At 68.5% G+C, this 10579-nt stretch carries 13 protein-coding genes (1 of these 13 running past the window's edge); 8 read left to right on the top strand and 5 right to left on the bottom strand.

What is annotated here, in order from left to right:
- Positions 1-308, top strand: partial view of a transposase gene (locus ABNQ40_RS12770; protein WP_391345271.1) — the end only. It extends 781 nt beyond the left edge of the window; 308 of the gene's 1089 nt are visible here — the last part of the coding sequence; its start codon lies beyond the left edge, outside the window; the stop codon is at positions 306-308.
- Positions 309-427: 119 nt separating this feature from the next.
- Here the strand turns inward: ABNQ40_RS12770 and ABNQ40_RS12765 are convergent, their stop codons facing one another.
- Genes ABNQ40_RS12765 through ABNQ40_RS12755 form a run of 3 tightly spaced genes read right to left on the bottom strand, consistent with a single transcriptional unit; the run spans position 428 to position 2140 of the window.
- Entirely contained in the window at positions 428-1042 is a 615-nt protein-coding gene (locus ABNQ40_RS12765) for a recombinase family protein (RefSeq protein ID WP_391346750.1), read from the bottom strand.
- Positions 1014-1655 carry a recombinase family protein gene (locus ABNQ40_RS12760; RefSeq protein WP_282187225.1) on the bottom strand — a complete coding sequence of 214 codons (642 nt, stop codon included), beginning with the start codon at positions 1653-1655 and terminating at the stop codon, positions 1014-1016. The genes ABNQ40_RS12765 and ABNQ40_RS12760 overlap by 29 nt, the downstream gene beginning before the upstream one ends.
- Entirely contained in the window at positions 1652-2140 is a 489-nt protein-coding gene (locus ABNQ40_RS12755; RefSeq protein ID WP_199235423.1) for a DNA-binding protein, read from the bottom strand. Before ABNQ40_RS12755 ends, ABNQ40_RS12760 begins: the two co-directional genes overlap by 4 nt.
- A 467-nt stretch (positions 2141-2607) precedes the next feature.
- Between ABNQ40_RS12755 and ABNQ40_RS12750 the strand changes: the two genes are divergently transcribed.
- The 3 genes from ABNQ40_RS12750 to ABNQ40_RS12740 are packed head-to-tail and all read left to right on the top strand — an operon-like array spanning position 2608 to position 4459.
- Positions 2608-3033 carry a MobA/MobL family protein gene (locus ABNQ40_RS12750; RefSeq protein WP_109051684.1) on the top strand — a complete coding sequence of 142 codons (426 nt, stop codon included), beginning with the start codon at positions 2608-2610 and terminating at the stop codon, positions 3031-3033.
- The gene (locus ABNQ40_RS12745; RefSeq protein WP_158285617.1) at positions 2939-3898 is read left to right on the top strand and encodes a hypothetical protein; all 960 of its coding nucleotides are present in this window, start codon (positions 2939-2941) and stop codon (positions 3896-3898) included. Before ABNQ40_RS12750 ends, ABNQ40_RS12745 begins: the two co-directional genes overlap by 95 nt.
- Positions 3899-3904: 6 nt before the next feature.
- Complete coding sequence (locus tag ABNQ40_RS12740; protein ID WP_109051682.1) at positions 3905-4459, top strand: hypothetical protein; 555 nt, start codon at positions 3905-3907, stop codon at positions 4457-4459.
- Positions 4460-4636: 177 nt separating this feature from the next.
- Here ABNQ40_RS12740 and ABNQ40_RS12735 read toward each other — a convergent pair whose 3' ends face one another.
- Positions 4637-4996 carry a hypothetical protein gene (locus ABNQ40_RS12735; RefSeq protein ID WP_109051681.1) on the bottom strand — a complete coding sequence of 120 codons (360 nt, stop codon included), beginning with the start codon at positions 4994-4996 and terminating at the stop codon, positions 4637-4639.
- Here ABNQ40_RS12735 and ABNQ40_RS12730 point away from each other — a divergent pair.
- From ABNQ40_RS12730 to ABNQ40_RS12715, 4 genes are all read left to right on the top strand, one after another.
- A complete protein-coding gene (locus tag ABNQ40_RS12730) occupies positions 4995-5183 on the top strand; it encodes a hypothetical protein (RefSeq protein WP_109051680.1) in 189 nt (62 codons plus the stop codon). The genes ABNQ40_RS12735 and ABNQ40_RS12730 overlap by 2 nt on opposite strands.
- A 433-nt stretch (positions 5184-5616) precedes the next feature.
- A complete protein-coding gene (locus tag ABNQ40_RS12725) occupies positions 5617-6492 on the top strand; it encodes an iron ABC transporter substrate-binding protein (protein WP_247880032.1) in 876 nt (291 codons plus the stop codon).
- A gap of 1 nt (position 6493) precedes the next feature.
- Positions 6494-7501, top strand: a complete 1008-nt coding sequence (locus ABNQ40_RS12720) for an iron ABC transporter permease (RefSeq protein ID WP_109051678.1) — start codon at positions 6494-6496, stop codon at positions 7499-7501.
- A complete protein-coding gene (locus tag ABNQ40_RS12715) occupies positions 7498-8292 on the top strand; it encodes an ABC transporter ATP-binding protein (protein ID WP_109051677.1) in 795 nt (264 codons plus the stop codon). The genes ABNQ40_RS12720 and ABNQ40_RS12715 overlap by 4 nt, the downstream gene beginning before the upstream one ends.
- Before the next feature lie 52 nt (positions 8293-8344).
- On the opposite strand, the gene ABNQ40_RS12710 is transcribed toward ABNQ40_RS12715, so the two are convergent.
- Positions 8345-10522 (bottom strand): TonB-dependent siderophore receptor, encoded by a 2178-nt coding sequence (locus tag ABNQ40_RS12710; protein ID WP_109051676.1) that lies wholly within the window; start codon positions 10520-10522, stop codon positions 8345-8347.
- Between the last annotated feature and the right edge of the window lie 57 nt (positions 10523-10579).

Raw genomic sequence — 10579 nt, 5'->3', positions numbered from 1 at the left:
TGTGGGCGGACAGCGCCTATCGCTCGAAAGCCAATGAAGCGGCCATCGCAGCGGCGGGCCGTCGCAGCATGGTGCATTTCCGCAAGCCGAAGGGACGGCCGATGCCGGAGCCGCACCAGCGCGCCAACCGCGCCCGTTCGATGGTGCGATCCGCCGTCGAGCATGTGTTCGCCGACCAGAAGCAGCGCATGGCGCTATTCATCCGCACCATCGGCCTGGCGCGCGCCACGGTGAAGATCGGCATCGCCAACCTCGCCTACAATTTCCGACGCCTGATCTGGCTCGAGGGGCAAACTGCGCCCGTATAGTGCCAAAATCGCCGCATATTTCCGCCTTCTCGCATCAAAATCGGGATTGCGACCCCAAATTTGCCGGTTTCTCACCGGATCAACCCCGTTCCGTGGCCTAACTGCCCAAAAAGGCCGGTTTATCGAGGTGCTCGGTCGACCATGGACCTGATCATCTCCATCGCGGCCATCCCCTCGTCGCCGTCGCCGAGCACGGATTCCAGCTCCGCGATCTTCCGCCGGTACAGCTCCGGCAGGTTGGCCGGCAGCATCATCTCCGGCGCCTCCGTCCCCAGGGCGCCGATCTCGGCGGCGAGCGTGGCACGCTCGGCCTCCAGGGCGGACAGCCGCTCCTTCAGGGACGGGCTGTACATCCCGTTCTCCACCGCCTCCAGGATCGACGCGATCTTCCGGTCGATGCCGACGAGGGCGCGCTCCTGGTCGCGGTTCAGAGCGTTGCCCTGCTCATCCCGACCGATCTCGGTGGCAACCGCCTCCTGTCGCACCTTGACGCGGTTCCACAGAACGTCGTCGATGATGCGCAGCTCGGGGACTTCGACAATCTCCCGCTTTGCCTGAGGGTTGATGCGGGCGACGCGCTTGCCGGTGCCCGGTTCCTTGACGAACTCGCAACGTCCCCATTCCAGGACGCCGGCATAATTGGCGTTGTTGAGGATACCGGTCCCGCGGGCGACCTGTCCGCGAATCGTGGTATCGACCCATCTCCTACCCCCTGGGACCTGGAACGTTCTCATCGTTCAACAGGCGGGCGATGGCGCGGGGGCTCATGCCGTCGGCGTACAACGTGAAGATTCGGCGGACAACGGCGGCTTCGTCCGCATTGATGCGGCGGTACCCGCCACCAGCCTTGTCGCCGTCGACGACATCGTATCCATAGGCTTTGCCGCCGGGAGTACATCCCTCCTTGGCGAGGCCGAGATGACTGCGTCGGGTCTTCTGACCGATCTCCTTGAGCTGTACCTGCGCCATCATGCCCATGATGGCGATGTGGAGCGTGGTGATTTCGCCGAGGTGCGGCATGTACAGCTTGATATTGTGGAAGTTGAGGCGATCATAGAGATCGGAGGTGTCCGCCAATTGTCGGCCCAGACGGTCGATGCCCTCCGACACTACGACATCGAAGCGGCGGCGCCCGGCGTCATCCACCAGCTTCAGAAAGCCCGGGCGGTGCCGGGAGGCGCCGTTGATCGCCGCGTCCGTGTAGGTATCGACAACCTCCCAGCCCTGCTGGACGGTGTAACGCCGGCACAGCTCGATCTGGTTGGCGATCAATTCCTGGCGCTGCTTGTCGGTCGAGTAATGCGCGTAGATGACGGCGCGGGGCCGGGGGTGGTGGAGGACGGTCATCGCAGGGCCTTCAGGGAGAACGCGATCAGGGCGGCGAGAAGAACAAGGGCGAGGCCGGCAGCGAACGTCATGAAGCCGGCCTGGGACGGCCGCCGGCGCATCTCATGGCGCGTCAGAATGCGGGCCAATCCGAGCAGCTTCTCGAGCGGAACGGTCCGCTGATCCTGCTGGGGCGGCTGGACAAAGGCGCCGTCGATGGCGCGCCGCATCTGCTCGGCCGCGGCGCAGGACTGGACGACAACCGGCCCTCCCGCGAACGCATCGCCCGACGCGCTGACCGCGCCCTTCTGAATGACGAAGAGGTGAGGATCGGTCTTCCTGATGTCATGGATGAAGCGCGATACGTCGCGCAAGGAACCCCCGCCAATCTCGGCGCGGATGCGGCGGTAGGACGGATAGGCGCTGTCCTTCGACACGATCTTGCTGACCGCTTCCGAGACGGACTCGCGCGTGATCAGAGGATGGGTGGGCTGGGAGCAGGACATCCAGAACCTCTGCGGGGACTGCGGTTTGGGCGGCCGTGCCGTCGGCCGGCTGAGTATCTGGATGAGTTGCGATGCCAGGAAAGGGCTGCGGCGACGGAATCTTGACGGTTCCGGTCCAAGCCGGCCGATGGTGAGGTGATACCGCGGTAGCGCTACCGGGTAGCGGCACCTGATACCGGCCTTACCGTCGCCATCCACGTCGATCCCACCCCTCCGCCTGCGGGCCGCTCAGCTCCACCATTTCACCCAGGCCGTGCAGAAAATTGCCCGGCGTCCGATGCGGCGGGGCGGAACCCTCCATACGCTTTCTTCTGAACCAAGCTGCCCGGGGCGTCGGACCTCCGGCCCTCGCTACGGGCAACCTCGAGCGAAGAAGTGTGCAGTTAGGCGTTGCGGCGGGCCGCAACGCCTCCGGGGCCGGCCAGGGCCGGTCGCCGGATCGACGACGGCGGGGAGGTGCCGATGCCGTGGCGGACTTGGGATACTTTCGCATCGAACAGGGCATGCTCTCCCGCGCCGCCGGCGCGACGGCCGGCGCATCGGCCGCCTACCAGTCCGGTGACCGGTTCCGCACCGTCATCGCAGCGGCCGCTTACCAGGCTGGGGTCGGTCTGACCATCGGCGCCGACCTGCGGGAGGCGTGGGCGGCGAAGGGGCAGGATCCTGTGTCGGCGGTTGCGGACTTCACGGGCAAATCGGGCGTTCACCACACCGACATCCGCGTGCCCGCGGACGCGCCTGCTTGGTGCGCCGACCGGCAGACCTTGTGGACCCGGGTGGAACTCAGTGAACGGCGCCGTGACGCGACGCTGGCGCTCGCAATACACGCTGTCGCTCAGCCGGGAGGTCCCCATCGCGACGTCGATCCAGTCGGTCGAGCGCTTCGTCGATGAGCACCTCGTGGCACGCAGCCTGATCGCCGACATTGCGGTCCACCTGTACGGGCGCCCCCTGGACCCCAGGGTGCCGGCCGCCGCCGAGAGGCTGGCGAACACGGTCGATCTCGCGTGGCCGGTGATCTCGGTGGCCAGTGTCCCCAGCACTCCACCAGTGGACGGCCCCCACGCCCTGGAGTTGCCCGACGGGCGCCTCGTCGTCTACCAGCCGCACGCCCACGTTCTGGCGACGACGCGCCCGCTCGTCGACGGCGCCCTGGGCCCGAAGGACCGCGACCTGTCGCGGAAGGCCTTTCTGATCGGAAGCCGCAAGCTGTGGGAGCAACTGTGCAACGAGGTCTTGGCCGAGGCCGGAGCGCCTCATCGCGTATCTCAGCGGTCGAAGTGGCATCGCCACCGTCAACAGCAGGACCTCGGCGCCGCCGGGCCAATCCCTGAACAGCTTTCCCAGGTGCCGCTCGGTCCGGCCTATCACCCGGTCGTCGAGGGGCGCGCTCTGGATTTTGGAGGAGTGGACGTTATGCCTCATGAATTCAATGCCATCGTGGCGGAACTCGAAAAGTCCAGACGTGCAATGCCCGACGAAAAGTCGGTGCGTCTGGCTCGTGCCGTTGTCCGGATCGAAGAGCTGGAAGCGCAAGGGGTCCGCTTCAGCCGGGAAACGGGTGGGATGGTGAAGGTCGAAGCTCCTTCCGGTGTGGTCGTTGACTGGCATGACCGCGCCTTGTGGAGCGGAATACACGCGATGGTGCTCGACTATCTGGAGATCCGCGACGCGGAATGGAAAGCGCGCGCGCCCGAACCGGGCTCCGTCGGGACCGCCGTTCCTGAGGCAAGTGACAGGATGTCGACGGCGCCGTAACCGACGGTGGAAGCGGCGCGGCTGCGGGAGGAACTGGATGCTGCCACGCGGAGCGTCGCGACCATCGCGGCGAAGACCGAGCAGGCGCAGCCGGATGCCGCGGCCTCTCTGGCCGATGGCATCGTCACCGTCGCCCGCGGCGCCATGGCGACCGCGTACGAGAAATCGCGCGGCGTGCTGATGCGCGAGCAGCAGGCGCGCGTGTCGGCGGAGACGCGCGCCGAGGAACTCACCAGGGACTTGGCACGTACGAAGACCGCTCTGGTGCTGGAGCAGGAGAAGCGGCGGGCAACGGAAGCGGACTGTGGTGCCCTGCGCGCGGAAGGGACTTCACTGCGGCAGCAACTGACCAAGGCGAAGCGCAGCGCCGAGTCTGCGACCATCACCGGAGCGGCGGCTGCCCGGCAGGCCGACGAAGATCGGCAAGCGCGTCCCCCTCGATCATCCGTCCTCGCTTGCGGTCGTGTTCGGCGGCCGGTTCGCGCGGTGAAGGTGGCTTTGACGGTGTGTGCGGTGGTTAGCAGCACCAAGGGCCGGCGTCTCGTCCGGCCGGCAGCCTAGCCGGGCGGCAAGCACACGGCGGATACGCTCCACCGGCGCCTCCAGCCCTTCCAGAATGTGGGGCAGGGTAGCGTCGAAAAAGTCTTCCAGCTCCGCATCGGTGGGATGCCCCTCGCGCCAGGGCAGATGGCAGCGCCACAGCAGCGTTGCCGATGCCTCCTCCTCCCAGCCGCGCAGCTAAGGGCCCGGAGCCTGCCGGCCGGCATAATGCTCCAGCGCGGTCATCCCCCAGGTATCCACCGTCGCGCGGGCGAGCAGGGGGTACAGCGGCGCCGGGGTCGCGGCCGCGATCAGGTCGGGATGCGCCTGCCGCAGCGCGAGCAGGGCACCCGGACTGGCGTTCAGGCTGCCGGCATCATCCAGGCCTCCGGCATCCAGGCTGCCGTCGTCGAGCTGCGGCAGGGCGCGCAGGGACACCACCAGCCGGGCGCGGGTTTCAGCGTCCATATCCGGTGGCACCACAACGGTCATGCGGGCGACCCGCCCCTCGCCGCCGGCCCGGTTGACCCGGCCCAGGCGCTGGATCAACCGCTCCATGAAGGCGGCCGAGCAGGTCCGGGGCAATTTGGAAGACATCGCCCTGCGGGGCAAGGCAGATGTCGACCTGACGACGGAGCGGAAGGGGCGACCCTACAGCCTGATCGCCACCAAGAATCAAGCCAGTTTCGAACGACCGGTGGCGCAGCGTCGCCAGGAACTGGCCAATCTGGATCGGCTGTTTTAAGCAGGGTTGGGCATTGCATCGCCATTGGCGGCAGAATCAACTCTCGGTGGCTTCGTGCTGTTTCCGGTCCGGTGACGTTCGCGACCCTCCTCCGTTGCCTTGATGATCGTGCCGGGAAAGAGCGGACCGCCAGTGGGCAACGCCATTGGCCTATGGACGACGGGGCGACGAGCCCCCATCGTCTTGGGCCGACACATGTTCACCATCCGGAGCGATCATGCGGCCCGGTCGTGCCAAACCATTTCGCCCCCGGCTTGCCGTGCTTTGGCTGAGCTTCGGGCTCCTTCTTGGAGTCTGTGCCACACAGCCCATTGCCCAGCCCATTGCTGCAGCGGAGGAGTCGGTCGTCAATTCAGCCGGGCGTCGGGTCGCCCCGCCGCCCCGCGTCGAGCGGGTGTTTCCCGCCGGTCCGCCTGCCTCGGTCATCGTCTACATGCTGGCGCCCGAGAAGCTGCTGGGCTGGACCCGCGCCATCAGTCCTCCGGAGCGCCCGTTCCTGCCGGAAGGATTCGCCGATCTGCCGGAACTGGGGCGGCTGACCGGGCGCGGCAACACCGTCAACCTGGAAGCGGTCGTCGGTGCCCGGCCGGACATCGTCCTCGACATCGGCAGCACGGCTCCGACCTTCATATCGCTCGCGGATCGCGTTCAGGAGCAGACCGGCGTGCCGACCGTGCTGATCGACGGGCGGCTGGCGGAATCGGCCGGGACCTTCCGGACCGTGGGCAGGCTGCTCGGCGTGCCGGAGCATGGGGAAAGGCTGGCCCGCTACGCCGAGGAAACGCTGGCCGAGGTGCGCCGGCGCCTGGAGAGCATTCCCGCGGACCGGCGGCTGAAGGTCTATATGGCGCGGGGACCGCGCGGGTTGCAGACCGGTATCCGCGGCTCGATCAATGTCGAGGCGCTCGACGTCGCCGGGGTGCGCAACGTCGCCGCCGAAGCGCTGGGCGACGGCGGCATCGTCAATGTCTCCATGGAGCAGGTGCTGGCGTGGCAGCCCGACGCCATCGTCACCATCGACCGTGGTTTTTACGACAGCGTGTGGACCGACCCGCTGTGGCAGGGCGTCAAGGCGGTGCGCGAACGGCGTGTCTACCTGTCGCCGGGACTGCCCTTCACCTGGATCGACTCGCCGCCCTCCGCCAACCGGCTGCTCGGCCTGCGCTGGCTCGGCAAGGTGTTGTACCCTGACCTTTTCCCGGAAGACCTGCGTGAGGAGACGCGACGCTTCTATGCCCTCTTCTACCACCGAGCACCGGACGATCGGCAGATCGACGACCTCCTCGCCAGTTCGCGCCCGCCGGGGTGAGATGCCTTTCGCCCTGGTGCTGGGGGGTGTCGCCGCCGTGCTGCTGGCGGCTGTACTCGTCGCCTTCCATGTCGGCGCCTTCCCCGTGTCGCCGGGCGAGATCGCGGCACTCCTGTGGTCGAAGGCGACGGGGGCTTCCCTGAGCGTTCCGCGCACGGTGGAGACGGTGATCTGGGAAATCCGCGGGCCGCGCGTGCTCGCCGCCATGCTGATCGGCGCCGGGCTCGCCGCGTCGGGTGCCGCCTATCAGGGGCTGTTCCGCAACCCGCTGGTCTCGCCGGACATACTGGGGGTCTCGTCGGGGGCGGCGCTGGGCGCGGTGCTCGGCATCTTCGCCTCGCTTCCGGTGATCGCCATCCAGGGGCTTGCCTTCGCCGGGGGGCTGGTGGCGGTGGCGGCGGTCTATGGGCTCGCCTCCGTCGTGCGCGGGCGGGATCCGGTGCTGGTCCTCGTGCTGGGCGGTGTGGTCATCGGCGCTCTGCTGGGATCGGGCGTCGCCTTGCTCAAGTATCTTGCCGACCCGTACAACCAGCTGCCGGCCATCACCTTCTGGCTGCTCGGCAGCCTGTCGGCGGTCAACCGCGCCGATCTTGCCGCACTGGCGCCGCCGGTGGCGGTGGCGCTGGTTCCGCTGGTGCTGCTGCGCTGGCGGCTGGATGTGATGACGCTGGGCGATGAGGAGGCCACCTCGCTCGGCGTGTCGGTGCGCATCGTCCGTGCCGTGGTCATCGCGGCGGCGACGCTGATGACCGCCGCCGCCGTTTCCGTCGCCGGCATCGTCGGCTGGGTGGGGCTGCTGGTGCCGCATCTCGCCCGGCTGATGGTCGGGCCGGCGTTCGTGCGCCTGCTGCCCACCGCCGTGCTGCTGGGGGCGGCCTATCTGCTGGCGGTGGACACGCTGGCGCGCGGGATCGGCCGGGTCGAGCTGCCGCTGGGGGTCTTGACCGCGGTCATCGGCACGCCGGTGTTCCTCTGGCTGCTGGCCTTCGGCCGCCGGGGCTGGTCATGAGCGCACGGCTTGCCGTCGAGGATCTGGCCTTCGGCCATGGCGAGCGGACCATCGGCGCCGCCGTCGGATTCGCCGTGGCGGCCGGGCAGGTTCTCTGTCTGCTCGGCCCCAACGGTGGCGGCAAGACGACGCTGTTCAAGACGATCCTCGGCCTGCTCCCCCCGCATGGCGGCCGCATCCTGGTCGATGGCGAGGATGTCGGCGGCTGGAACCCGCGCCGCCGCGCGCTGGCCTTCGGCTATGTGCCGCAGGCCGGCGCCGGGCAGTTTCCCTTCAGCGTCGGCGAGATGGTTCTGATGGGCCGCACCGCCCACCGCGGGCCGTTCGCCGCCCCTTCCGCCGGCGACCATGCCGCCGCCGGGGCTGCGCTGGACCGTCTCGGGATCGCCCATCTGGCCGGGCGGGACTGGCTGCGCATCAGCGGCGGCGAGCGGCAGCTGGCGCTGATCGCACGGGCGCTGGCCCAGGCGTCGCGCGTGCTGGTGCTGGACGAACCGACCGCCAGCCTCGATTTCGGCAACCAGCTGCGGGTGCTGGAGCAGGTGCGCCGGCTGGCCGACGAGGGAGGTCTTGCTGTCGTCTTCTCCACCCACCATCCCGAGCATGCCTTCGCCGTCGCCGACAGCGTGGCCCTGCTGCACGACGGCCGGCTCGCCCGTTTCGGCCCGCCGGCGGACGTGATCACCGCGGAGATGATGCGCGAGGTCTATGGCGCGGAGGTGGATGTGCTGCCGGTCGGCGATGCCGGCATGCGCGTGTGCGTGCCCCGTGGTCTGCACCGCAGGGCGTGACGGGCAGGGGACGCCCGGTTCCGGCGATCGGACCGGGCGGAATGCCGAAGGGTCAGAAGGTCATCGAGAAGGCCAGCTCCGCCGAGCGCGGACGGCCGAGCACCCAGCTGCCGGTGCTTCCGGCCACGGCATAGACCTCGTCGAACAGGTTGAAGGCGCGCAGGCTGAGCTTGGTGTTGTCGGTCGGCCGGTAATCCAGCCCGGCATTGACCACCGTGTAGGAGGGCCGGACGCTGGTGTTGGCGGCGTCGGCGTAGGTCTTGCCGACATACTGCACGCCGGCCCGCACCTCCCAGCCCGGCAGGAAGGCCCAGTTCGCCCAGACATTGGCGGTGCGCTCCGGCACGCCGGTCGGCACGTTGCCGGCGTAGGACACGGCGCGGCCCGACACCGTCTGGGTGAAGTCGTCATATTTCGCCCGCAGCATCGCGCCGTTCATGTCCACCCGCACGCCTTCCCACAGGCCGAGCGACAGGGACGCCTCCAGCCCGCGTGAGGATTGCTGCCCGACCTGTACCGTCACCGCCGGCTGGTTGGGGTCGGTGGTCAGCAGCTTGTCCTTGACGATGCGGTAGGCGGCCAGCGTCCACTCGCCACGCCCTTCGAGGAAGGATTGCTTGACGCCGATCTCGATCTGCCGGCCTGTGGACAGATCGAAGTCCTTCTGCGTCGGCGACAGCGAGACCAGATTGCCGACCGGGTCGACGGCGGTGGCGTACTGGCCGTAGAGGGCCAGTCCGGGAATGACCTCGTACACCGCGCCGGTCCGCCAGCTGGTGGCCCGGAAGTCCTTGGTATAGGCGGTTCCCGCCACCAGATCCCAGCGCTCGACGGTGGGGGCGTCGTAGCGGATGCCGCCGACCAGCGACAGCTGCGGCGTCACCGCCAGCCGGTCCTCGGCGAACAGGGAATATTGGCGGGTGCGCGACCGGCTGCGCGGGGAGGTGCCGGCGCTGTTGAGGAACAGGCCGGGTGCCGGGTCGAACGGATCGACCGTGCTGAACCCGCCATAGGGCGAATTGTTGGTGTGCTTGAATTCGATCCGGTTCAGGTCGAAGCCGCCGACCATCTCGTTCTTCATGCCGAAGACGCTGTTGCGCCAGGTCGCGTCGAAGCGGTCGCCGACCTGCCGCTGGTCGTGGTAGATCTCGATGTAGCTGCTGCGCTGGATGCCCCGGGTGGCGGCATTCCAGGCGTAGCTCTCCACATCCTTCCAGTGGCGGTGGCTGGTCAGGTGGTAGGCGGTGTTGCGCAGGGTCAGCGCGTCTGACACCGCCCATTCGGTCTTCAGCTGGGTCCAGTTGTCGCGATAGCGGATGTCGCTGTCGGCCACGTTGAAGTTGCGATGCCGCAGCGCGCGGTCGAGGCTGCCCGCGATCAGCGGGGTTCCGAAATACTCCTGCGGCTGCTGGTCGCCATAATCGTTGGACAGGGTGAAGGCCAGATCCGGAGTCGCCTGTAGCTTCACCGCGCCGGACACCGCGAGATTCTTCGTGTCGCCGCGATCCACCCAGCCGTTGGAGCGGTTGCCGCTGGCGTCCAGCCGGTAGGACAGCTTTTCCCCGACCGGACCGCCGCTGCCGAAGGCGGCGCGCCGGGTGCCGTCGGTGCCGACGGCGACGGTCGCCTCGTTGCGGAAATCGGTGGTCGGGCGCTTGGGCACCACATTGACCACGCCGCCGATGGCGCCCTCGCCATAGAGGACGGAGGCCGGACCGCGCAGCACCTCGATGCGTTCGGCCGACCAGGCGTCGAACGGGAAGGTGACGGTGCCCGACCCGACATAGAGCCGCGTCCCGTAATAAAGCTGCATCACCGAGCCATGGCCGGCGAAACCGCGCGTCGCCAGCGACGATCCGCCGTTGCCGGGAGCCGCCAGCGAGGTGAAGCCGGTGGCGTTCTGGGTGACGGCCTCCGTCACGCTGGTCTGGCCGCGGTCGCGGATGGTCCGGCCGTCGATTACCTCGACGCTGGCCGGGGTTTCCAGCGGCGTCAGGCCGAGCCGGCTGCCGCCGGTGTTCGGCCGGTCGAGCGCCAGCCCGGCGGCAGCGGCGTCCGTTGCCCGGCCGGTGACGGTGACCGGGTCCAGAGTGACCGGCGGTTCGGATTCGGCCGCTCCGGCCGCCGCAGGGCCGAAGGATGCGGCGACCAGGAGCAGCGTCGCCAGCGAACCGGAGCGCCGGCGATTGTGCCGGCCGGAAACGATGCGGGCAGGATGGGCAGGAAGCATGGACAATTCCTCAGGATGAAAAAGGACGGGAGACGGCATTCCGCGAAGTCGGTGCTT

The sequence above is a fragment of the Azospirillum sp. A23 genome (genome assembly GCF_042938965.1).
Lineage (GTDB): Bacteria > Pseudomonadota > Alphaproteobacteria > Azospirillales > Azospirillaceae > Azospirillum > Azospirillum melinis.
The sequence above is the reverse complement of the archived record's forward strand: the minus strand, read 5'-3'. Positions and strand labels throughout refer to the sequence as shown.

Excerpts from the sequence above, each read along its gene's own strand:
- ABNQ40_RS12765 (WP_391346750.1), bottom strand. The coding sequence starts at position 1,042 with ATGAGAACGTTCCAGGTCCCAGGGGGTAGGAGATGGGTCGATACCACG.
- ABNQ40_RS12760 (WP_282187225.1), bottom strand. The coding sequence starts at position 1,655 with ATGACCGTCCTCCACCACCCCCGGCCCCGCGCCGTCATCTACGCGCAT.
- ABNQ40_RS12755 (WP_199235423.1), bottom strand. The coding sequence starts at position 2,140 with ATGTCCTGCTCCCAGCCCACCCATCCTCTGATCACGCGCGAGTCCGTC.
- ABNQ40_RS12730 (WP_109051680.1), top strand. The coding sequence starts at position 4,995 with ATGAAGGCGGCCGAGCAGGTCCGGGGCAATTTGGAAGACATCGCCCTG.
- ABNQ40_RS12735 (WP_109051681.1), bottom strand. The coding sequence starts at position 4,996 with ATGGAGCGGTTGATCCAGCGCCTGGGCCGGGTCAACCGGGCCGGCGGC.
- ABNQ40_RS12725 (WP_247880032.1), top strand. The coding sequence starts at position 5,617 with ATGCTGGCGCCCGAGAAGCTGCTGGGCTGGACCCGCGCCATCAGTCCT.
- ABNQ40_RS12720 (WP_109051678.1), top strand. The coding sequence starts at position 6,494 with ATGCCTTTCGCCCTGGTGCTGGGGGGTGTCGCCGCCGTGCTGCTGGCG.
- ABNQ40_RS12715 (WP_109051677.1), top strand. The coding sequence starts at position 7,498 with ATGAGCGCACGGCTTGCCGTCGAGGATCTGGCCTTCGGCCATGGCGAG.
- ABNQ40_RS12710 (WP_109051676.1), bottom strand. The coding sequence starts at position 10,522 with ATGCTTCCTGCCCATCCTGCCCGCATCGTTTCCGGCCGGCACAATCGC.